Genomic DNA, 22,030 nt, shown 5'->3' with positions numbered 1-22,030 from the left:
CACCCGCCGCCCCCCCCCCCCCCCGGGGCCGCCCCCCCCGCGGGGGGCCCGGCCCGGGGCGGGCGGCCCCCCCGCCCCCCCCCCCCCCCCCCCCCGACGGGCCCAAAAGCGGTGGCCTCCGGCGCCCCGCGGTGCTGGGATGACGTGATGCCCAGTGCTGAACCGGTGACGGTCGACCGAGGCCGGTACCAGGACGCCGTCACCCCCTGGGAGGACCCGGCCTGGCGGTCCGCCGCCCTCGGCTGGGCGCAGGCCCAACTGGCCGCGCACGGACTGCGGCCGACGGGGGAGTGGCGGGTACGGCTGCGCCCCTGGTCCGTCCTGGTGCGGCTGTCCGTCGCGGGCCGCGGCGCCGTCTGGTTCAAGGCCAGTCCGCCGGCCGCCGCCTTCGAGGGCCCGCTGACCGCGGTGCTCGCCCGCCGGGTGCCCGGACGCGTGCTGGAGCCGCTGGCGGTGGACACCCGTCGCGGCTGGACGCTGCTGCCCGACGGCGGCCCGCTCTTCCGCGAGGTCCTGGCCCGCGGGACGGCCGGCCCCGGCACCTGGGAGGAACTCCTGCGCCAGTACGCGGCCGTGCAGCACACCCTGACCGCCCACGCACCGGAGATCGAACGCCTGGGAGTCCCCGCCGTCCCCACCACCGCACTCCCCGGCACACTCGACCGGCTCGACGAGACCCCGCTGCCCGCCGCGGACCGCGCGAGACTGCGCCGACTGCGTCCCCGCCTCACGGACTGGTGCGCGGAACTCGCCGCCCTGGGCGTCCCCGACTCCCTCGACCACGCCGACCTGCACGACGGCCAGCTCTTCCACCCGGCGCCCGGCAGGTTCACGTTCTTCGACTGGGGCGACGCCGTGGTCGCCCACCCCTTCTGCAGCCTGGCCGTCCCCGCGCGCCGGGCCGCCGAGCACTACGGACCGCAGGTGCTCCCGCGCCTGCGCGACGCCTACCTCGAGCCCTGGACGGGCGCCGGCCGCACCGGCGGCGAACTGCGCCGCGCGGTGCACCTCGCCTGGCGGCTCAGCGCCCCGACCCGCGCCGCCGCCTACGGCAGGCTCTTCCCGACCGCGGTCGACGGCGCCGGTGCCGCGACGGCCGCGGCGGGCGCCCGCTGCCTGCTCGAACTGCTCGACGAGCCGCCGCTCTAGGCCGCCCGTCCCGGCGTACGGGCCGTTGTCAGTGGCGGGTGCGAAGCTGCACGTCATGGATGAGGTGGAGTTCATGCGGGGCAGGGTCTACGGCGCGGACCACGACGACCCGGGACCGCGAGCCGGGCGTGCCTACGCCCAGTTGGTGGGCGGCCCCCTGGACGGACTGCTGCTGGACGTCACGGACCTGGAGGCGCCCGAGCGCGACCGGGGTGTGTCCCTGGCGACGGAGATGGGCCGGTACGGGACGGGGGGCCGCGCCGCCTACGCGCCCAGACCGGGCGACGCCCGCCGCTTCGACTGGCGGGGCGACGTGCCCTGACCCTCGGGGCGTGGGCGGGCGCCGTCACCAATCCGGACGCCGCCCGGCCCCGGATTACCGACGTGAGCGACGAAGAAACGACCCCGCGCAAGACTCCGGCCCCGGCATGGGCGCGCCTCGCCCTGGGTGCGCTGAGCGGTCTCCTGGCGGGTGGCGCGGCGCTCGCCGTGGCGGAGCTCTCCGCCGCGGCGGTGCGTCCGCAGGCCGGCCCGGTCGTCGCGGTGGGCTCGGCCGCCATCGACCGTACGCCGCCCGCCGTGAAGGACTGGGCGATCCGCTCCTTCGGCACCAACGACAAGCTGGTCCTCCAACTCGGCATCCTCGCCGTCCTGACGCTGTTCGCCCTGGCCCTCGGCGTGCTCGCCGTCCGCCACCGGCGCACCGGCGCCGCGGGCGTCCTGGTCTTCGGCGTCGTCGGTGCCGCCGCCGCCCTGAGCAGGCCCGACTCCACGGGCGTCGCCGACGCCGTGCCCTCCGTCCTGGGCGCCGCGGCCGGCGCGGTGCTCCTGCACGTGCTGGCCGGCCTGCTGCCGCCACCGCGCCGGGAACCGGCGCAGGGCCGGGACGGCGGCTGGGACAGGCGCCGTTTCGTGATCGCGGCGACCGCCGCTGCCGCCGCGTCGGCCGGCGCCGGTGCCCTGGGCCGGACCCTGAACGGCGCGGGCGGCCGGGACGCGATCGCCTCCCGCAACGGCATCACCCTTCCGCCGCCCGCCTCGCCCGCCCCCGCGACACCCCGGCGGGCCCAGGTCCGGGTGGACGGAGTCAGCTCCTACACGACGGCCAACAGCGACTTCTACCGCGTCGACACCGCCCTGGTGGTCCCCAAGGTGGACGCCACCGGCTGGCAACTGCGCATCCACGGCCGGGGAGTCACCCGCGAGACGACCCTGACCTTCGACGACCTGCTGCGCCGGGAGCTGATCGAACGCACCATCACCCTCACCTGCGTGTCCAACGAGGTGGGCGGCCCGTACGTCGGCAACGCCCGCTGGATCGGCGTCCGGCTGGCCGACCTGCTGGCCGAGTGCGGCGTCCGGCCGCCCTCCGGGGGCGGCCCGGCCGACCAGCTGGTCGCCCGCTCCGTCGACGGCATGACCATCGGCACCCCCGTGGAGGACGTCATGGACGGACGCGACGCGATGCTCGCCGTCGGCATGAACGGCCGGCCCCTGCCGTTCGACCACGGGTTCCCCGTCCGCATGCTGGTGCCCGGCCTCTACGGCTACGTCTCGGCCTGCAAGTGGATCGAGGACATCGAGCTGACCACCTTCGACGCCTACGACCCGTACTGGGTCGAGCGGGACTGGGCCCGCGAGGCCCCGATCAAGACGCAGTCACGCATCGACACGCCGAAGCCGTTCGCCCGGCCGAAGGCGGGCACGGTGATGGTGGCCGGTGTCGCCTGGGCCCAGCACCGCGGCATCGACAAGGTCGAGGTCCGCGTCGACGACGGCCCCTGGGAGGAGGCCGTCCTCGCCGCCGAGGACACGCGCGACACCTGGCGCCAGTGGTCCTACGCCTGGCGGGCCGGAAAGGGCGGCCACACCCTCACCGTGCGCGCGACCGACCGCACCGGCGAGGTGCAGACCGAGAAGCGCACCCGCACCGTCCCGGACGGAGCGAGCGGATGGCACTCCGTCGTGGTGACGGTGGAGTGAGGCACCGTCAGGACGGACGCGGTGCGGCGGGGCACGGCCGGCCCGCACCGCGGACGCGGGAACCGTCACCACGCCGGTCCGCGGCTCACCCGCCCTGTCGCTGCCGTGCGGCCCAGTCGCCGAACCGGTTCGCGGCGAGGTGCGCGTCCGGTCCGGGCAGCAGGGTGGCGTCCTGGAGTTCGGCGCCGAAGTACCGGGCGTGCGGGTCCGCCACGACCGTGCGGCGGTCGTGGCGGGCGGCGAGCGCGTCACCGACCATTTCGTCGAGGCGGAACGCCTCGGGACCCGCCACCTCCACCACACCGCCGACGGGTGCGCCGGCGGCCGTGCGGCCCACGGCCGCCGCCACGTCGTCGGAGAGGACGGGCCGGATGCGGACGGGCGCCAGGCGCACGGTGCCGTCCTCGGTCGCCGCGTCCGCGATGCCGTCCACGAACTCGAAGAACTGCGTCGCGTGGACGACCGAGAACGGGATCCCCGAGTCCTCGACCAGATCCTCCTGCGCCTGCTTGGCACGGAAGTAGCCGCTCTCCTGCAGCCGTTCGGTGCCGACCACGGACAGGACCACGTGGTGGGCCGCCCCGGCCTGCGCCTCCGCCTTGAGGAGGTTGGCGGTCGAGGTGCGGAAGAACTCCATCACGGCGTCGTCCGCGAACGACGGGGAGTTCGAGACGTCGACCACGACCGAGACACCGTCGAGGACGTCGGCCAGCCCCTCGCCGGTCAGCGTGTCGACGCCGGTGCTCGGCGCCGCGGGCACGGCCTCGTGCCCGTGCTCCACGAGGTGGGCGACCAGCTTCGAGCCGATCAGGCCCGTCCCGCCGATGACTACGACCTTCATGATGCGGATCCTCTCCGAGTGGTTCCACGGCGGTGCCGCGGTCCTTGCCGCGGTCCGTGCCGCCGTCGACGTGTGTCTTCACCGGGAAGGACCGGACGATCACCGCGTCTGTGACACGGGCACCCGAATGACGGCCGGAAAACACCCCTCCGTCCGCCGACGGCGACCCGCCCGCCCCAAGGACACGGGCGCCGACGGACGGCAGGGCTACGGCCCGTCCGCCGGACCCGGACGGCGGGCGGGCGTCACCACGACACCTCCTTGACGTTGGCCCCGCTGTGCGGCCGGCTCGTCGCCGTGATCTCCGAGCGGTGGCGGCTCGCCGAGAACGTCACCGTCAGCGTCTGCGGTTCCCCCTGCTCGGTGCTCACGGTGAAACCCTGGTCCGGCACCGCGGAGACCAGGCACACCCCGTCGTCCCCGAAGCGCACGGTCGCCTTGCCGCCCTCCGACGGCACCGTGTACACACCGGCCCCGCCCTCCTCGCAGGCCGCGGGGTCGACCCCGTCCGACGACGGCTTCGGAGAAGCGGTGCGGGCGGTGGGCGTCGGGGTCGGGCTCGGCTCCGGCGGCTGCGCGCTGCTCCGGGACGGTGCCGGGCTCGGACCGGGCGCCCGGCTGCTCGGCGACGGGCTGCCGGGGGAGGGGCTCCCGGTACCGGACGGTGCCGGTGCGGGCGACGAGGGCAGCTCCGGCGCCGACTGCGCGACCGGGGCCGTCGGCCGGGTCGAACCCACCACGAAGTGGATCGTGAGGATGACGGCCGTGACACTGGCCGCCGTGCAGGAGAGCCAGATGATCAGATAGCGCAGGAGGCGGGACACGACACCATAGTGACGGACCGGCTAACGTGCCTCCCCATGGCCTCCGTACTGGTCGTCGAGGACGACCCCGTGATCCGGGCCGCGCTGATCGAGGTCCTCAGCGGGCACGGCTACGCGGTGCAGACCGCACACCAGGGTTTTGAGGCGCTGCGCGCCGTCACCCAGAGCCCGCCGGACATCGTCGTGCTCGACCTCGGACTGCCCGACCTCGACGGACTCGACGTGCTGCGGATGATCCGGGGCATCTCCCGGGTTCCGGTCCTGGTCGCCACGGCACGCGACGAGGAGACCGAGATCATCCGGCTGCTCAACGCCGGCGCCGACGACTACCTGGTCAAGCCGTTCTCCGGCGGCCAGCTCGCGGCCCGGCTGGGCGCGGTGCTCCGCCGTTCCGAGCCCGCCGACGTGCAGGCCGCACGGCGTCCCGTCCTCCAGGTCGCCGACCTGCGCATCGACACCACCGCCCGCACCGCGCACCTGGCGGGCCGCGAACTCCCCCTCACCCGGCGCGAATTCGACCTGCTCGCCTACCTGGCCGCCAACGCCGACCAGGTACTGTCCCGGCAGCGCATCCTCTCCGAGGTGTGGCAGCAGCCGTACGTCGAGGACCAGACGGTGGACGTCCACCTGTCCGCCCTGCGCCGCAAGATGGGCGAGAAGGCGCGCAGGCCCCGCTATCTGCACACGGTGCGCGGCATAGGCATCAAACTGGTCAGCTCGCCGTGAGGCGCGCCCTCGCCGGGATCGCCCTGGCCGTCACCTCGATGGTGGCGCTGTCGTTCCTCGTCCCGCTCGCCCTCCTCGTACGCGAACAGGCCCGGGACCGGGTCACCACCGCCGCCGAACAGCGCGCCGCGGCCCTGTCCCCGGTGCTCGCGCTCACCACCCGGCGCGCCGACGTGCAGCAGGCCGTCACCGAGCTCGGCTCCTCGGAGCAGCTCGCGGTGCACCTGCCCGACGGCGGATTCGTCGGAACCCCGCACGCGCCCGAGGCCACGCTCGACCGGGCCGTACGCGGCCGCGAGACGCTCGCCGTGGACACCGACGACGGCTGGGTCTACCTCCAGCCCGTCGTCCTGCGGGGCGAGCGGGTCGCCGTCGTCGAGGCGCATGTGCCCGCCGCCGACCTCACCCGGGGCGTGGCCGCGTCGTGGGGCGTCATGGCCCTGCTCGCCGTCGGCCTGGTCGGCGGGTCGGTGCTCGTCGCCGACCGGCTCGGCGCCCGCGTGGTCCGTTCCTCGCGCGGCCTCAAACGTGCCTCCCTCGCCCTCGGCTCCGGCGACCTCGACGTACGGGTGCGGCCGGACGGGCCGCCCGAGCTGCAGGAGGCCGGGGTGGCGTTCAACACCATGGCTGACCGGGTCGTCGACCTGCTGGCCGTCGAACGGGAACTGGTCGCCGACCTCTCGCACCGCCTGCGCACGCCGCTGACCGCCCTCTACCTGGAGGCCGACCGGATGGGCGCGACCCCGAGCGCCCGGCGGGTCACCGAGGCGGCCGGCCAGCTGGAGAACGAACTCGACTCGATCATCGCGGCGGCACGCACGCCCCTTGCCGCCGCCCACCTCGGCGGCGCGGGGGCGGGCGCCGCGAAGCCGTGCGACGTCGCCGAGGTCGTCGCCGTGCGCCTGGACTTCTGGTCGGTCCTCGCCACCCAGCAGGAGCGCCTGTGCGAGCGTTCCTTCACGCCGCGCCCGACGCCCGTCGCCTTCCCCGAGGACGACCTCGCGGCCGTCGTCGACGCCCTGATCGGCAACGTCTTCCGGCACACCCCGCACGGCACCCGCTTCGTCGTACGGGTGGAACGGCAGGAGCGGCACGTGTTCCTCACCGTCGACGACGCCGGGCCTGGCGTGGCGGACCCCGACGCGGCGCTCACCCGGGGCGTCAGCGTCGGCGGCTCCACGGGGCTCGGCCTGGACATCGTGGCCCGGGCGGCCCGCGCGGCCGACGGAGAACTGACGATCACCCGTGCGCCGCTGGGCGGCGCACGGGTGCGGGTGTCCTTCGTGCTGGCCGACGCCGCCCAGGAGCTTCCGCGGCGGTGACCGGGGCGGCCGCGGTGCCCGGAGGCGTCAGCGGCCCGCGCCGAAGTCCTGCGTCCACCAGGGGCCGCCGTCGCCGAAGTGGACGCCGACGCCCACTTCCTTGAAGGAGCAGTTCAGTATGTTCGCGCGGTGGCCCTCGCTGTTCATCCAGGAGTTCATCACCGAGGCGGCGTCCGCCTGGCCGCGGGCTATGTTCTCCCCGAGCGTCGACCACTTGTAACCGGCGGCGTCGACCCGGCTCGACATGGTCGAGCCGTCGGGACCGGTGTGGGACATCACGCCGCTGCTCGCCATGACGTCGCTGTAGTCGTCGGCGGCACGGGTCAGCTTCTCGTTCGCGGTGACGGGCGCGCAGCCCGCCCCGGCCCGCTCCTTGTTCACCAGCGCGAGGACCTGCGCCTCGGGCCCGCCCGATCCGGCGGAACCGGACCCCGACGCGGAGCCCGAGCCGGATCCCGACCCCGACCCGGAGCCGGACCCCGAGCCGGACTCCGAGCTCTTGTCCTCGCTCCCGCCGCCGTCCGACGAACCGTCGCCGCCGCTCTTGGGAGCCGTCTTCACGGGAGCGCCGGACGTGTGCCCCCCGGGCTCACCGGTCGGGCTCGCCGGCCTCTCCCGCGTCTTCTCCGGCTCCGGGCTCCTGCTCGGCGAGGCGCTCGCCGACGTGCTCGCACTCGCAGACGGGGACGTCAGGGGCGAGGCGCCGCCCGCCGGGTCCCCGGCGTTCGGCGTCTGCTCGGCGGCCCCCGCGGCCACCTGCTCCGAGGCACCGTCGTCGTCGCCGTCCACGACCGCCAGGGTGAGCCCGACACCCGCCGTCACGGTGACGGCGCCCAGCGCCAGCGCTGTGCCGCGGCCCCTGAGCCCGCCGCGGGGACGGGCGTGGGAACGGGAGCGGTGAGCGGCTCGTCGGGAAGCCATACGCAGGACACCTCTGTCTGTCGGCTGACGGAACCCCGTACCCGGTGGACGCTCCTGCGCCCACCGGGACTGTGGGGGGTGTTCGAGAGCCTAGAACGCCTCCGGCGTTGAAACGGCCGTTCGAAGGCGGACTTCAGAAAGCCTTAAGAGAGCCGCCAAAGTCCGCTGAGGCGCGGAGTGGCCCGGCTCACATGGCGTACCGCAGGCGGCGCCGACACCATGGTCAGGTCACCCGGCAGGCTGAAAGGATCAAGAATGTTCCGCAAGGTGCTGGTCGCCAACCGCGGTGAGATCGCGATCCGTGCGTTTCGGGCGGGCTACGAGCTCGGCGCGCGCACCGTCGCCGTCTTCCCGCACGAGGACCGCAACTCGCTGCACCGGCTCAAGGCCGACGAGGCCTACGAGATCGGGGAGCCGGGCCATCCGGTGCGCGCGTACCTCTCCGTGGAGGAGGTCGTCCGTGCGGCCCGGCGGGCGGGGGCCGACGCCGTCTACCCGGGCTACGGGTTCCTGTCCGAGAACCCCGAACTCGCCCGTGCCTGCGAGGAGGCCGGGATCACCTTCGTCGGCCCCAGCGCCAGGATCCTCGAACTGACCGGCAACAAGGCCCGCGCCGTGGCCGCCGCCCGCGAGGCCGGCGTACCGGTCCTCGGCTCCTCCGCGCCCTCCACCGACGTGGACGAGCTGGTCCGCGCCGCCGACGACGTCGGCTTCCCGGTGTTCGTCAAGGCGGTCGCCGGCGGCGGCGGCCGCGGCATGCGCCGCGTCGAGGACCCCGCCCGGCTGCGCGAGGCCGTCGAGGCGGCGTCCCGCGAGGCGGCCTCCGCCTTCGGCGACCCCACCGTCTTCCTGGAGAAGGCGGTCGTCGAACCCCGTCACATCGAGGTGCAGATCCTCGCCGACTCGGACGGCGGCGTCGTGCACCTCTTCGAGCGGGACTGCTCGGTGCAGCGCCGCCACCAGAAGGTGATCGAGCTGGCGCCCGCGCCCAACCTCGACCCCGCCCTGCGCGAGCGGATCTGCGTCGACGCCGTGAACTTCGCCCGGCAGATCGGCTACCGCAACGCCGGCACCGTCGAGTTCCTCGTCGACCGCGACGGCAACCACGTCTTCATCGAGATGAACCCGCGCATCCAGGTCGAGCACACCGTGACCGAGGAGGTCACCGACGTCGACCTCGTCCAGTCCCAGCTGCGCATCGCCGACGGCGAGACGCTGGCCGACCTCGGGCTCGCGCAGGAGAACATCACCCTGCGCGGCGCCGCGCTCCAGTGCCGCATCACCACCGAGGACCCGGCCAACGGCTTCCGGCCCGACACCGGCCGGATCAGCGCCTACCGCTCGCCCGGCGGCTCCGGCATCCGCCTGGACGGCGGAACCACCCACGCCGGTACGGAGATCAGCGCGCACTTCGACTCGATGCTGGTCAAACTCTCCTGCCGGGGACGCGACTTCACCACCGCCGTGAACCGGGCCCGGCGCGCCGTGGCCGAGTTCCGCATCCGCGGCGTCGCCACCAACATCCCCTTCCTCCAGGCGGTCCTCGACGACACGGACTTCCAGGGCGGCCGGGTCACCACGTCCTTCATCGAGCAGCGCCCGCACCTGCTCACCGCACGCCACTCCGCCGACCGCGGCACCAAGCTGCTGACCTACCTCGCCGACGTGACCGTCAACAAGCCGCACGGCGAGCGCCCCGAGCTGATCGATCCGCTCACCAAGCTGCCGACCGCGCCCGCGGACGAACCTCCGGCCGGGTCCCGGCAGTTGCTCGCCGAGCTGGGCCCCGAGGGCTTCGCCCGCCGACTGCGCGAGTCGGCCACCGTCGGCGTCACCGACACCACCTTCCGCGACGCCCACCAGTCGCTGCTCGCCACCCGCGTACGCACCAGGGACATGCTCGCCGTCGCCCCGGTGGTCGCCCGCACCCTGCCCCAGCTGCTGTCCCTGGAGTGCTGGGGCGGCGCCACCTACGACGTGGCGCTGCGCTTCCTCGCCGAGGACCCGTGGGACCGGCTGGCCGCGCTGCGCGAGGCCGCCCCCAACATCTGCCTCCAGATGCTGCTGCGCGGACGCAACACCGTCGGCTACACGCCGTACCCCACCGAGGTCACCGACGCCTTCGTGCAGGAGGCCGCCGCCACCGGCATCGACATCTTCCGCATCTTCGACGCCCTCAACGACGTCGAGCAGATGCGGCCCGCCATCGAGGCCGTACGGCAGACGGGCACCTCCGTCGCCGAGGTCGCGCTCTGTTGCACCGCCGACCTCTCCGACCCCGCCGAGCGCCTCTACACCCTCGACTACTACCTGCGTCTCGCCGAGCAGATCGTCGACGCGGGCGCCCATGTGCTGGCCGTCAAGGACATGGCGGGGCTGCTGCGGGCCCCCGCCGCCGCGAAGCTGGTGACCGCGCTGCGCCGCGAGTTCGACCTGCCGGTGCACCTGCACACCCACGACACCACCGGCGGCCAGCTCGCCACCTACCTGGCCGCGATCCAGGCCGGCGCCGACGCGGTCGACGGGGCGGTGGCGTCCATGGCCGGCACCACCTCGCAGCCGTCCCTGTCGGCGATCGTGGCCGCCACCGACCACACCGACCGGCCCACCGGGCTCGACCTCCAGGCCGTCGGCGACCTGGAGCCGTACTGGGAGAGCGTCCGCAAGGTCTACGCACCCTTCGAGGCGGGCCTCGCCTCCCCGACCGGCCGCGTCTACCACCACGAGATCCCCGGCGGCCAGCTCTCCAACCTGCGCACCCAGGCCATCGCGCTCGGGCTCGGCGACCGTTTCGAGGACATCGAGGCCATGTACGCCGCCGCCGACCGCATGCTCGGCCGCCTGGTCAAGGTCACCCCGTCGTCCAAGGTGGTCGGCGACCTCGCCCTGCACCTGGTGGGCGCCGGTGTCTCCCCGGCCGACTTCGAGGCGGAACCGGACCGGTTCGACATCCCCGACTCCGTCGTCGGCTTCCTGCGCGGCGAGCTGGGCACCCCGCCCGGCGGCTGGCCCGAGCCGTTCCGCAGCAAGGCGCTGCGCGGACGGGGCGAGGCGAAGCCTGTCGCGGAACTGTCCGCCGACGACCGCACCGGGCTCGGCAAGGAGCGCCGGGCCACCCTCAACCGGCTGCTGTTCCCGGGCCCCGCGCGGGAGTTCGACACCCACCGTGCCTCGTACGGCGACACCAGCGTCCTGGACAGCAAGGACTTCTTCTACGGGCTGCGTCCCGACAAGGAGCACACCGTCGACCTGGAGCCGGGCGTCCGGCTGCTCATCGAGCTGCAGGCGGTCGGCGACGCCGACGAACGCGGCATGCGCACCGTGATGTCCACGCTCAACGGCCAACTCCGGCCGATCCAGGTCCGCGACCGGTCGGCGGCCTCCGACGTCCCGGTCACCGAGAAGGCGGACCGGACCGACCCGGGCCATGTCGCGGCGCCGTTCGCCGGCGTGGTGACCCTCGCCGTCACCGAGGGGGACACGGTGGAGGCCGGGGCGACCGTGGCCACCATCGAGGCGATGAAGATGGAGGCCACCATCACCGCGCAGAAGTCCGGCACGGTGACCCGGCTCGCCATCAACCGCATCCAGCAGGTCGAGGGCGGCGACCTCCTCGTCCAACTCACCTGACGCCTGGGACCGTCGGGTTCTCCCGCTCGCCCACCGCCCGTTCGCCGGGCGCGCGGGCCGGAGAACCGGGCCGTCCCGGCGCGGCGGTACGGTCCGCGCCCGCCGGGAAGATCATTTCAGTGCCGCAGATTCGGTAAATACGGCGAGAGTTGTCGGTGCCGTCAGGAAGAATGAGGCGGGACAGAGATCAACACCGGCCCGACCGGGTAGGAGATCTTGACGTACTGACCCGGAAAGGCCGCCACCGATGCTCCACACCGCCGCCGCACGCCCGCTGACCGCCGTCCCGCGCGGATCCCGCCGCTCACGCCCCGCCGAGCCCGGAGCCGCCGAGACCGAAGTCCTCCGCGTCGTCGCCGACGCGCGCACGCCGGTCTTCGTCACGGTGCGCCAGGACGGGCGGCGCAGATACAGCTACTGGCGGCCGCTGGACTCCGTCACCGGCCGGGGCGGCTGCTACGCCGCGCTGCCGACCGCCGTGTGCGACGCGCTGCACGCCGCGGGCAGGATCACGCTCGGTGAGCCGATAGCCGACCCCGACCGGACCACCTACCGGGTCGGTGTGGTCCGCACCCCGCCGACGCCGGTCTCCGAACTGCCGCGGCAGCTGCGCGCCCGGCGTGAGCAGGGCACACCCCGGGCGGCGTGACCGGGACGCCCCGCGGGATGCGCGCCGCCGGTCAGCGGCCGAGCGGCGCCCGCAGCGCCGGTTGTGACATCGCCCGCCACACACCGGGCAGCTCCGCCAGCCGCGCATCGGCCACCGCCCGCTCAAGGCCGTGCAACAGCCCCCAGGTGAAAGCCGATTCGCCCGCCTCGTGGGCCGCCACGGCCACCTGGCGCAGGGCGTCCTGGGCGACGACGGCGTCCTGGTGCTCGCCCAGCAGCGTCTGCAGGGACTTGGCGCGGCTGCCCAGCCGGGCCGCCGGCCTGCCGAGAGCCCCACGTGCCACCTCGGCGGCGTAGCGGAGCTTCTTGGCCGCCTTGCGCGCCTCGTGCAGCTCCGTGTCCCGTACCCGGCCGGGCGGTTGGGCCAGTGCGTGCTCCATGCGTCCGGCGAGACGGCCGTACTCCTTGAGCACCGCCCGTGCCATGGTGCTCTCCCGCCCGCTCGCGGCCCCGGCACGCAGCGGCGGTTGCCGGACCAGCGCGTCCAGCGCGTCGAGGAGACGCAGATAGCGCGGCGTGGACAGGGCCTCGTACGCCCGGGCCCGCGCGTCTGCGCCCCGGGAGACCTCCCACACGCGGAGCCGGGCCGCCACGGGACCGAGCACGAGTTCGCCGGGCAGGTCCGCCAGCGCGCCGCCGATCCGTTCGCCCAGCACCTCCTGATCGCGCGCCACTCCCAACTCACCGGCCAGCCACCGCAGCTCGGTGCGCACGGGATCCGTGACCCGCCGGTCGAGCACCGACCGGTACGAGCGCAGACAGGCGCGCAGCCGCCGGCACGTCACGCGCATCCGGTGGACGGCGTCGGGGAGGTCACGACGGACCGCCGGATCCAGCGCCACCAGGATGCCGGCCTGCTCACGCAGGTACGCCGGCACGTACCAGCCGGGCGACCCGGCGACCGCACCGAGGGGCCCCGCCGGCTCCACCGCAGCGCCCGTGTCCCGCAGTGCCCGTACCAGCTTGGAAGGGCTGTCCGCCCGCACGACGCCCTTCTTGCGGAGCCTCTTCTCGACCTTGTCCAGCAACGACACGGAGACGCCGTCGGCGAGTTCGACCTCCAGCTCGCTCCACTCGGCACGTCCACCGCCGGACAGGAGGCAGTCCGCGCGCACCTCGTCCAGGCTCACCTCCGCGAGCACCCCGCCGCCGGTGTCGCGCAGATGCCGCACGGCCCGCGCGGACCGGATCCGGACGACCGGGACCAGCTCCGCGCCCCGGGTGCGCGAGAGCACCAACTCGCGCAGTTCCCCGGGCACGTCGTCCGACAACGGGGCCCGCAGCTCCTCCCGGGTGTCCCCGCCGAGCGGCAGCTTCAGGTGCCATCCGGCGTCGGGGCCACCGGTCCGGCGGCGCAGGGTGACCGACGCCGCGGCCAGTCGCAGGTCCGCCGTGTCGTGGTAGACAGCGTCGAGCTCGGCGCACCCCGCCGGGACGACCGAGGCGACCGGACCGACGCCGGTGAGGTCCGGCACGCCGTCGGCGCCGGAGGAGGGCTCGTACTTCCGTTCCGTCTCGCGCTTCGACTCGCTCATGCTGAGTCCTTCGACGGAATCCCCCGGACCAAACCCCTCCGCGCACGGCCGCCCGCCGCGCCGTACCTACCCCTGCGCGACCACCCACGGGCGCGGATCGGTGTAGTAGCCGTCGAGGATGACCTCGAAGTGCAGGTGGGGGCCGGTGGACAGCCCGGTGGAGCCGACCCGTCCGATCGGCGCACCGGCCTCCACGTCCTGGCCCACGGCCACCTCCAGGGCCGACAGGTGACTGTACGTCGTCTCCACCCGCTTGCCCTGGATGGTCCCGTGGTCGATCACGATGCGGTTGCCGTACGCGCTGGTGGAGGCGGCGAACACGACACGGCCCTTCCGCGCCGCGACGACCGGTGCGCCCTGGGGTGCCGCGAAGTCCACGCCGGTGTGCAGCTTGGTCACACCCGTCAGCGGGTGCTCGCGCGAGCCGTAGGGCGAGGTGATGGTCAGGGGGCTCACCGGGGCGGTCAGCAGGGCCCCGGCCGCGCCGCCGGAACCGCCGCCCGCGTCCTCGCGGTCGAGCACCTCGTACCGGGGGATCAGGGCGCTGACCTCCTCCAGGTAGGTCCTGGCCCCGGCAGGGACGCGCCCCGCCCCGGTCACGGCGTCCGGTCCGGTGGCGTACGCGGCGAGCATCAGGTCCACCAGGTCGCCGTTGACCCTGCCCTCGGTCCGCAGCCCGGTCACCTTCTCGGCCAGGGAGCAGTCCCGCCGGCCGAGCGCCATGATGGCGTCCGCCGGATCGTGGGGCGAGGACGTGCCGTTGCCGTCGTCGTCCTTGCCCCAGGTCCGCCACTCGCCGTCGGTGAAGGCGGCGATGCCCTTCTGGCCCGAGAGGTCGTCGGTGTCGTCGCTCCAGCCGGAGAGCTGGTCGATCTGAGCGGCGAGCACGGACGGTTCGAGGACGGTGCACGCCGAGGCCGCCTTGCGCAGCCACGGCACGTAGGAGGGGTCGATGCCGGCCGTCGCCGGTCCCTTGGCGTCCGAGTCGTCCTGCCACGGGGCGGGCAGGCCGCCCAGCGCGAGGAACGCGGCCACGCCGGTGACGGTCAGCAGGCCCGGAAGCAGCAGCAGGGTGAAGGGGCCCGGGCCCCGGCGTTTGCGTTTGGGCCGCTTCCCGGGCTGCTCGGGTGCTTCCGCCTGCGCCGGTTGCTCCGCCTGCTCCTGCGTCTCCGGCCGCTCGGGCGGCGGGTCGTCCGTGCCGTCGGCGGGCCGCGCCGCGGTCAGTCGCTCTTCGTTCACCTGGCCGCTCGCCGGGACGTGATGCTCACGAGTGGGAGGCTAACGGCGTTCTGCCGGACCGTCAGGAGACCGGAAGGCACAAGGGACTGCCCGAACGGGCAGAACCGGCAGCGCCCGGCAGGCGCCCCGGCAGCGCTATGCCCTGTCGTCGCGGACGGAGGGCGGAGAGGGGCGGACCGCCAGGAGGGCGATGTCGTCCGCGTTGTCGGCGCCGAGGCCGATCAGCAGCTCGTCGCAGAACGTGTCGAGGGGCTCGCGCGCCAGGTCGGCGGTGTGCCGCCGCAGCCGCTCCAGCGCGTCGTCGAGGGATTCGTCGCGGCGCTCGACCAGACCGTCGGTGTAGAACAGCAGCGTCGAATGGGCCGGAAGCGCCTGCCGGGCACTGGCCCGCGGCAGCGTGGGGTCCATGCCGAGCAGCAGCCCGGCGCCGTCCTCCAGGTAGCGGGTCTCCCCCTCCCGGGTCGTGAGCAGCGGCGGCGGATGGCCGGCACAGGCGTACGTCAGCTCCCAGGGGCCGTGCGCGGGGCCCTTGACGAGGCCGTAGGCGCAGGTGGCGGTGGCCTCCTGGCGCAGGCTGTGGTTGGCCAGGTCCAGGCGGCGCAGCACCTCGGCGGGCGGTTCCCGGCGGTCCAGGGCGATGCCGCGGAGCATGCTGCGCAGCTGGCTCATCGCGATGGCCGCGTCCAGGTCGTGGCCGGTGACGTCCCCGATGACCACGGCGGTGTTCCCGTCGGGCAGGACGAAGCTGTCGTACCAGTCGCCGCCGACCTGCGCGGTGGTCGAGGAGGCGGCGTACCGCGCGGCCAGCCCGAGGTGGTCGAGCCGCGGCAGGCCGGGCAGCAGGGAGCGCTGCAGCCGTTCGGCGATGGACCGTGACGCCTCGTACAGGCGGGCGTCGTCCACGCCCAGCGCCAGGCTGTGCACCAGGTCGTCGACGAGTGCCAGGTCCGTCTCCGAGAACGGGGGCGCGCCGGGTGCCCGGGCGAGGGTCAGGGCGCCGAAGATCCGACGGCGGGCCCGCAGCGGAGCGACGACGGCGCTGCCCGCCCCGAGCGCCCGGAACAGCTCGGAGTGGCTGCGGTCCAGGGCGGCGGCCGCCCGCTGAGGCGGGGGGACGTCGGTGAGCAGCAGTGGTCCCGCCCCGCGCAGCGCCCGGGCCAGCGGGCCGCGTGCGTCCTCGGAAATCTCGGGGAGCCCGCCCTCGTACGCGTCCGGTCGCAGGCCCCGGGGGTCCCGGTGGACGACGCAGACCCGGTCCAGCCGGGAGTCCTCGGTGAACAGGTCCACCGCGCACCAGTCGGCCAGTCGACGCGTCAGCAGCCGTCCGGCGGTCCGCAGTCCCTCCGCCAGGTCCGGGGTGTCGTTGAAGTGCGCCGCCAGATCCGCCAGCAGCGAGAGCCGCTCCAGGGTGGACATGCCGCCCTCCGTGTCCTCCCCACGGGAGCCCCGGGCGCCCCGCTCCCGGGCGGCGGGCGCCGGCCGGCCGCCGGGCTCGTCCCCGGCCGGTTCCCGTCCGGCGCCGGGCACGTTGGGTACGTCGGGGGACCTGGTGGCCCGCGGGCTGAGCTGGGCGACGAACACGGTGCGGCCGTCGGCCGTCTCCTGCGTCTGGATGAACAGCCGGACCGGCACGACCGAGCCGTCGCGGTGCAGCGCGGGCAGCGGCACGGAGCGGCCCACGATGCGGGTGCGGCCGGTCAGCAGCATCGACGCGAAGGCGGCCGAGTGCCGGTCGCGCAGATGCCCGGGAATGAGCACGGTCAGCCTGCGGCCGACGAGCTCGTCCGGCTCCCAGCCCAGGAGGTCCGCGGCCGGGCCGTTCGCCGCGATGATGCGGTTGCCCTCGTCGGCCGCGACGGTCGGCGTTCTGTTGGTCCGCGCCTGCCCCGCGTGCCACGGCGCCACCTCGAGGGCGCCGATCTCCGGCTCGCGGGGCACCACCGTCCACGCGGTGGGGCGGGCGCCGGTCAGCTGACCCACGATCTGTCCGAGGAACCAGTCCTGGAAGGCACGGACGCGCGGCAGGGCCGGCAGCACCAGGAGCCGTTCCTCGCGTGCCGCGGCCTCGGCCCGTTCCAGGACGCGGCGCAGGGTGCGTACCGCGTCGGCCGCGTCGGACGGCAGGGCCGCGAACAGGGTGCGCAGGCCCGACTCCGGCAGCGGTCCCGCCCGCGCGGGGCCCACACAGGCGCTGATCACGTTGCTGATGTCGTTGGCCGTCGCCAGGTCGTCCGGCGGCACTCCGCACAGGTCTCCGTGCGACGCTGCGAAGGTCAGCTCGCGCAGCACCGCGTGCCGGTGCTGCCGGCAGGCCGAGTCCAGGGCCCCGGGCACGTCGACCAGCGTCACGGACCGTTCGGAGTCGCATGGCGGCCCGGCCGCCTCCCACCCCGGAGACGGGGGCGGCGGACCGTCGGACCACAGTTCGAACCAGGCCGTCTTGCGCTCGCCGTCGGCGTCGGCGCCGTAGCGCGAGGCCAGCTGCTCCACCAGCGCCAGCCCCTGGCCCGTACCGGCGTACGCCGGGCAGGAGGGCGATACGAGACCGCGACCAGGCCGGCGGTCACCGACCAGGACGCGCACCCGGCCGTCGGATCGCGAGACCGTCACCTCGATCTCGGTGCGCGCGTGCAGCACCGCGTTGGTGACCAGCTCGCTGACCAGGAGCTGAGCCGTGTCCACCAGGTGCGACGCGGTGTCCCGCAGTGCGCGGTGCACGAAGTTCCGGGCCGCGGCGGCGCTCACCGGCTCCGCGGGGAAGCGCCGCGAGGCGGCCGTCGGACCGAGGGAAGCCATGTCCCCAGTGTGTGCCCGGCAGGGCCCGTCCCGCAGCGCGCCGACCGCGCCCCGCCCGGTACGGACCGGTCCGGCCGTCCCCCGGGCGGGTGACGCTGCGGACGGGCCGCGGGACGACCGGGTCGCGCACGGGTCTGGCCGGGCGCCGCACACTCCGATAGCTTGCTGGTGCGGCCCCGCGTTCTCCCCCGTACGCGGGGCCGCACCAGTCCCGCCGCCGCGGACGGGCTCAGAGGGGGAGCGCCGCCCGCAGTCCCGGCTGCAGCAGGTCCCCGTGGGCGCGGACCATGTCGTCGCACAGCTGCCAGATCTGCTCCACCCGCAGGCTCGCCGCCGTCGCCGGGTCGGCCATCGCGGCGTGCCTGATGTGCCGCGGGTCGTTCTCCGTCGCGGCCCGCACCACCAGGTCGGTGGTGCTCAGGTAGGCGCGGTTGAGGGCCGCCAGCTGCGGGGGCAGCGCGCCGGCCCGGGTGGGCTGGATGCCCGCGGAGTCGACCAGGCACGGCACCTCGACGGTGCCGCGGGCGGGCAGGTTGTCGATCAGACCGTGGTTCGGCACGTTGCCGTAGACCGTGCGCGGGGTGCCGGTCACGATGCTGTGGATGATCTGGGGCGCGTACTCCATGGTGCCCTCGACGGTGAGCGGCGCACCGCCCGCCAGCGCGTCCCGGGTCCGCTCGTACTCGGCCATGTTCTCGTCGACGATGTCCAGGTAGGCCCCGACGGGCAGCCGCAGACGGTCGATCTCGGCGTCGTGGTGCAGGTACCAGGGGACGTACTCCGAGGAGTGCTCGCTCGTCTCCGTCGGGTAGGCGCCCAGGCGCCGGTACATGTCGATGCGGACCCGGCGGCGCAGCTGCTCGTCCTCGGCGATCAGGGCGTCCAGACGCGGGTACAGGTCCTCGCCCCCGTGCTCCAGACGCAGTACCCACGCCTGGTGGTTGACGCCCGCGGCCCGGTAGGTGACCTCGTCGTAGGGGACCTTCAGGAGGTCGCACAGGCCCTGGACCGTCCAGTACACCGAGTGGCACAGCCCCACCACGCGCGTCAGTCCGGTCGCCTCGGCGAGGTACTGGACGTTCATCGCCATCGGGTTGGTGTAGTTGAGCAGCCAGGCGTCCGGGCAGACCTCGGCGATGTCCTCGCCGAGCGCCCTGAGCAGCGGGAAGGTGCGCAGCGCGCGGAAGATGCCGCCGACGCCGAGGGTGTCGCCGATGGTCTGGCGCAGCCCGTGACGGGCCGGCACCTCGAAGTCGGTGCGGGTCGCCTCCCGCATGCCGACCTGGACGATGTTGATGACGAAGTCCGCGCCGGCCAGGGCCTCGCGGCGGTCGGCGTGCGCGGTGACGCGCGGCTTGGCGCCGCGCTCGGCGGCGATGTACTCGGCCGCCGCCCGCGCGGTCGCCAGCCGCTCCGGGTCGATGTCGTGCAGCGCGATGTGCGCGGACTTCAGCTCGTCGAACGCGAAGAGGTCGGCGAGCAGGCCCTGGGTGAAGACGACGCTGCCGGCTCCGACGAAGGTGATCTTGGGTGCGGTCGGGTGGGCGGTGCTCATGCGGGGTTCTTTCCGTTGCGGGTGACCTGGGCGAACGCTTCGTCCCAGGTGGGCTGGGCAGTGGTGCCGCCGTGCGCGCGGGTGGACAGCGCGCCGCAGACGGCGGCGAGTTCGAGGGCCTCGGGCAGCGCGAGCCCGGCGAGCAGCGCGGCGACGAAACCGGCGTCGAAGCTGTCGCCGGCGCCGACCGTGTCCACCGGCCGGGCCGGGATGCCGGGCGTGGTCAGGAGGATGTCCCTGTCGTGGCACAGGGCGCCCTCGGCCCCGTTCTTGACGACGACGGTCGGTCCCCGGCCGGCGAGCGCCGCCGCGGACTTCGGGAGGTCGTCGGTGTCGAGCCCGGCCAGCTGCCGGGCCTCGGCCGCGTTGGGCAGCAGGTAGTCGGTGTGCGCGAGTACGGCGTCCAGGCCGGGCGGGTCCCAGCGGCCCGACGGGTCGTCGTTGGTGTCGAGGGACGTCGTCGCACCGTGGGAGCGGGCGGTGCGCAGCAGTTCGGGCAGCGAGGCGGCCAGCTGCGGCAGCAGGAAGTACGACGCGGCGTGCACGTGCCGTACCGAGGCGAGCAGTCCGGCCGGGACGTCCGCCGCCGTGGTGGCGGGCAGCGTGCCGGGCGCCGTGACGATGGCCCGGTCGTCCCCCTGGGTCAGGACCACGGTCAGCGGCGTGGGCAGCCGCGGATCGGTGTGCAGGGCGCCGGTGTCCACGCCGTGGGAGTCGAGCGTGGCGCGGATGTAGCGCCCGGCGTCGTCGTCGCCGACCCGGCCGGCGAAGGCGACGCGCAGTCCGAGGCGGGCCGCGCCGCACGCCATGATCGCGGCGGAGCCGCCGAGGGTGAGGGCACCGTCCGGGACGAGTTGTTCGCGCTGGCCGAAGGCGAGCGGCGCGTCCAGCGGGCCGAGGACGACGTCGGGATTGGCGTCTCCGACGACGAGCAGGTCGAAGCTGTGGGGCATGGGTCTTCCCTGGAGTGACGGCGGTGAACGGGAGGGCGGTGCGGCTCTCAGCCCTTGAGCCCGCTGGAGGTGATCGACTGGATGAAGGTCTTCTGCGCGCCGAGGAAGGCGAGCAGCACTGGGAGCACGGTGATGACGTTGCCGGCCATCACGGCGGCCCAGTTGGTGTGGTGCTGCCCCTGGAACGTGGTCAGGCCCAGCTGCAGCGTGTACTGCGTGTCGTGGTTGATGGCGATCAGCGGCCAGGTGAGGTCGTTCCAGGTCGTCAGGAAGGTCAGGACGGCCACCGTGCTCAGCGCCGGGCGCGACAGCGGCAGCACGATCCGCCACAGCACCCGCAGCCGCGAACAGCCGTCGATCCAGGCCGCCTCCTCCAGTTCCCTGGGCAGCGAGAGGAAGAACTGCCGCAGCAGGAACACCGCGAACGGCGTCACGAGCGACGGCACGATCAGCGCGCCCAGGGTGTCGATGAGGCCGAGCTTCTTCATCACCAGGAACGTCGGGATCATCGTCAGCTGGAACGGCACCGCCATGGTGGCCAGCATCAGCCCCATCAGCACCCGCGAGCCCGCGAAACGCATCCGGGCGAAGGCGTACCCGGCGAGCGAGCCGAAGACGAGGTTCGCGGCGACCGCGACCGCGGAGACGATCACCGAGTTGGCGAACCAGCGGGGGAACAACGCGTTGTTCAGCACGTACCGGTAGCCGCCGAGGTCGATCCCGGACGGCCACAGGGCCGGCGGGAACCGGTTGATCTCCGCGTTGGTCATCACCGAGCTGAGCAGCAGCCAGACCAGCGGTATGGCGAAGAGCAGGGCCAGCGGTGCGAGCAGCAGGTGCCAGGGGCTGAACGGGAGCCGCGGGCGGCGCCGTTCGGTGGCCCCGGGCTCCGCCGCGAGGACGGGGGCGGTGTCGGGCCGGGTGGAGGTCGCCGTCATGATCGGGCCCCTTCGAGACGGTGGCGTCCCCGACGCCGGACGATGCGGACGGCCCCGGCGACCAGACCGAGGGCGACGGCCAGCACGTACGCGGCCGAGGCCCCGTATCCGGCGGTCGCGTTCTTGAAGGCCTGCTCCCAGATGAAGTAGACGATCACGGTGGTCGAGCCCAGCGGACCGCCCTTGGTGGTGACGTACACGAGGTCGAAGACCTGGAGGGACTGGATGGCCTGCCACAGCACCAGGAAGACGGTGACGGGAGTGAGGGTGGGCAGCGTGACGTGGCGCAGCAGGTGCCGGCGGCCGGCGCCGTCGAGGCGGGCCGCCTCGATCAGCGACTGCGGCACGTCCTGGAGGGCGGCGAGGTAGACGACGACACAGAACCCGGTGCCGCTCCACAGGGTGATCGCCACCAGCACCAGGAGCGCCTGGGACGGGTCGGAGAGGAAGCCCTGCGACGAGATGCCGAGCCGGTGCAGCACCGAGTTGGCCGCGCCGAACTCCGGGTCCAGGATGAAGGAGAACAGCACGCCCTGTGCGGTCGCCGACAGCACGAACGGCACGAAGATCAGGGTGCGGTAGAGGCCGACGAAGCGGATGCGCCGGTTCAGCACCAGCGCGAGGACCAGGCCGAACAACAGGCTGAGCGGCACGTACAGCACCGTGTAGAGCAGCGTGTTGCGGACCGCCTGGCTGAAGTTCGGATCCTGGGCGAGGGCGCGGTAGTTGTCGACGCCCACCCAGCGGCTGGGCGTCACCAGGTCACTGGCCTGGAAGGACAGCAGCAGCGACCAGACCACCGGGACGATGCTCAGACCGAGGACGATCAGGACTGCCGGGGAGACGAAGGCCCAGGCGGCGGTGGTCTCGCGGCGGCGCTTGCGGCGCAGCGGCCGCGGGTCCGGCGGCGGACCCGCGACGGTGATGGGACGGGGGAGGCGCGGCATGG

At 74.2% G+C, this 22,030-nt stretch carries 17 protein-coding genes; 8 read left to right on the top strand and 9 right to left on the bottom strand.

Annotated features, from left to right (window positions below; translation table 11 throughout):
* Positions 1 to 147: 147 nt before the first annotated feature.
* The 3 genes from HZS56_RS18895 (at position 148) to HZS56_RS18885 (ending at position 3,132) form a co-directional block, all read left to right on the top strand.
* A complete protein-coding gene (locus HZS56_RS18895) occupies positions 148 to 1,149 on the top strand; it encodes a phosphotransferase (RefSeq protein ID WP_216721882.1) in 1,002 nt (333 codons plus the stop codon).
* 55 nt (positions 1,150 to 1,204) lie between these two features.
* On the top strand, positions 1,205 to 1,471 hold the full coding sequence (locus HZS56_RS18890) for a hypothetical protein (protein ID WP_216721881.1): 267 nt from the start codon (positions 1,205 to 1,207) through the stop codon (positions 1,469 to 1,471).
* A 62-nt stretch (positions 1,472 to 1,533) separates the two neighbouring features.
* Entirely contained in the window at positions 1,534 to 3,132 is a 1,599-nt protein-coding gene (locus tag HZS56_RS18885; protein WP_216721880.1) for a molybdopterin-dependent oxidoreductase, read from the top strand.
* Between the two features lie 85 nt (positions 3,133 to 3,217).
* Here HZS56_RS18885 and HZS56_RS18880 read toward each other — a convergent pair whose 3' ends face one another.
* The gene (locus HZS56_RS18880) at positions 3,218 to 3,973 is read right to left on the bottom strand and encodes an SDR family oxidoreductase (protein WP_216721879.1); all 756 of its coding nucleotides are present in this window, start codon (positions 3,971 to 3,973) and stop codon (positions 3,218 to 3,220) included.
* Positions 3,974 to 4,234: 261 nt separating this feature from the next.
* Between HZS56_RS18880 and HZS56_RS18875 the strand changes: the two genes are divergently transcribed.
* Genes HZS56_RS18875 through HZS56_RS18865 form a run of 3 tightly spaced genes read left to right on the top strand, consistent with a single transcriptional unit; the run spans position 4,235 to position 6,845 of the window.
* On the top strand, positions 4,235 to 4,780 hold the full coding sequence (locus tag HZS56_RS18875) for a hypothetical protein (protein WP_253914483.1): 546 nt from the start codon (positions 4,235 to 4,237) through the stop codon (positions 4,778 to 4,780).
* 53 nt (positions 4,781 to 4,833) lie between these two features.
* Positions 4,834 to 5,523: a response regulator transcription factor gene (locus HZS56_RS18870; protein ID WP_216721878.1), complete on the top strand. Its 690-nt coding sequence runs from the start codon at positions 4,834 to 4,836 to the stop codon at positions 5,521 to 5,523.
* Positions 5,520 to 6,845, top strand: a complete 1,326-nt coding sequence (locus HZS56_RS18865; RefSeq protein WP_216721877.1) for a sensor histidine kinase — start codon at positions 5,520 to 5,522, stop codon at positions 6,843 to 6,845. The genes HZS56_RS18870 and HZS56_RS18865 overlap by 4 nt, the downstream gene beginning before the upstream one ends.
* Positions 6,846 to 6,872: 27 nt before the next feature.
* On the opposite strand, the gene HZS56_RS18860 is transcribed toward HZS56_RS18865, so the two are convergent.
* On the bottom strand, positions 6,873 to 7,766 hold the full coding sequence (locus HZS56_RS18860; protein WP_216721876.1) for a CAP domain-containing protein: 894 nt from the start codon (positions 7,764 to 7,766) through the stop codon (positions 6,873 to 6,875).
* A 255-nt stretch (positions 7,767 to 8,021) separates the two neighbouring features.
* Here HZS56_RS18860 and HZS56_RS18855 point away from each other — a divergent pair, with 255 nt between their 5' ends.
* Positions 8,022 to 11,396, top strand: coding sequence for a pyruvate carboxylase (locus HZS56_RS18855; protein ID WP_216721875.1), 3,375 nt, complete (start codon positions 8,022 to 8,024; stop codon positions 11,394 to 11,396).
* Positions 11,397 to 11,643: 247 nt separating this feature from the next.
* Positions 11,644 to 12,045: a hypothetical protein gene (locus tag HZS56_RS18850; protein WP_216721874.1), complete on the top strand. Its 402-nt coding sequence runs from the start codon at positions 11,644 to 11,646 to the stop codon at positions 12,043 to 12,045.
* Between the two features lie 31 nt (positions 12,046 to 12,076).
* On the opposite strand, the gene HZS56_RS18845 is transcribed toward HZS56_RS18850, so the two are convergent.
* From HZS56_RS18845 to HZS56_RS18815, 7 genes are all read right to left on the bottom strand, one after another.
* Entirely contained in the window at positions 12,077 to 13,600 is a 1,524-nt protein-coding gene (locus tag HZS56_RS18845; protein ID WP_216721873.1) for a CYTH and CHAD domain-containing protein, read from the bottom strand.
* Positions 13,601 to 13,666: 66 nt separating this feature from the next.
* On the bottom strand, positions 13,667 to 14,839 hold the full coding sequence (locus HZS56_RS18840; RefSeq protein WP_216721872.1) for a M23 family metallopeptidase: 1,173 nt from the start codon (positions 14,837 to 14,839) through the stop codon (positions 13,667 to 13,669).
* A 135-nt stretch (positions 14,840 to 14,974) separates the two neighbouring features.
* Positions 14,975 to 17,635, bottom strand: coding sequence for a SpoIIE family protein phosphatase (locus HZS56_RS18835; protein WP_216721871.1), 2,661 nt, complete (start codon positions 17,633 to 17,635; stop codon positions 14,975 to 14,977).
* Between the two features lie 229 nt (positions 17,636 to 17,864).
* A complete protein-coding gene (locus HZS56_RS18830) occupies positions 17,865 to 19,190 on the bottom strand; it encodes an alpha-glucosidase/alpha-galactosidase (RefSeq protein ID WP_216721870.1) in 1,326 nt (441 codons plus the stop codon).
* Positions 19,187 to 20,143 (bottom strand): carbohydrate kinase family protein, encoded by a 957-nt coding sequence (locus HZS56_RS18825; RefSeq protein WP_216721869.1) that lies wholly within the window; start codon positions 20,141 to 20,143, stop codon positions 19,187 to 19,189. The genes HZS56_RS18830 and HZS56_RS18825 overlap by 4 nt, the downstream gene beginning before the upstream one ends.
* Before the next feature lie 47 nt (positions 20,144 to 20,190).
* Complete coding sequence (locus HZS56_RS18820) at positions 20,191 to 21,081, bottom strand: carbohydrate ABC transporter permease (RefSeq protein WP_216721868.1); 891 nt, start codon at positions 21,079 to 21,081, stop codon at positions 20,191 to 20,193.
* Positions 21,078 to 22,028, bottom strand: a complete 951-nt coding sequence (locus HZS56_RS18815) for a carbohydrate ABC transporter permease (RefSeq protein WP_216721867.1) — start codon at positions 22,026 to 22,028, stop codon at positions 21,078 to 21,080. The genes HZS56_RS18820 and HZS56_RS18815 overlap by 4 nt, the downstream gene beginning before the upstream one ends.
* Between the last annotated feature and the right edge of the window lie 2 nt (positions 22,029 to 22,030).

The organism is Streptomyces mayonensis (assembly GCF_018982965.1).
Classification (GTDB): Bacteria; Actinomycetota; Actinomycetes; order Streptomycetales; family Streptomycetaceae; genus Streptomyces; species Streptomyces mayonensis.
This window is presented reverse-complemented; position numbering and strand designations above follow the sequence as displayed.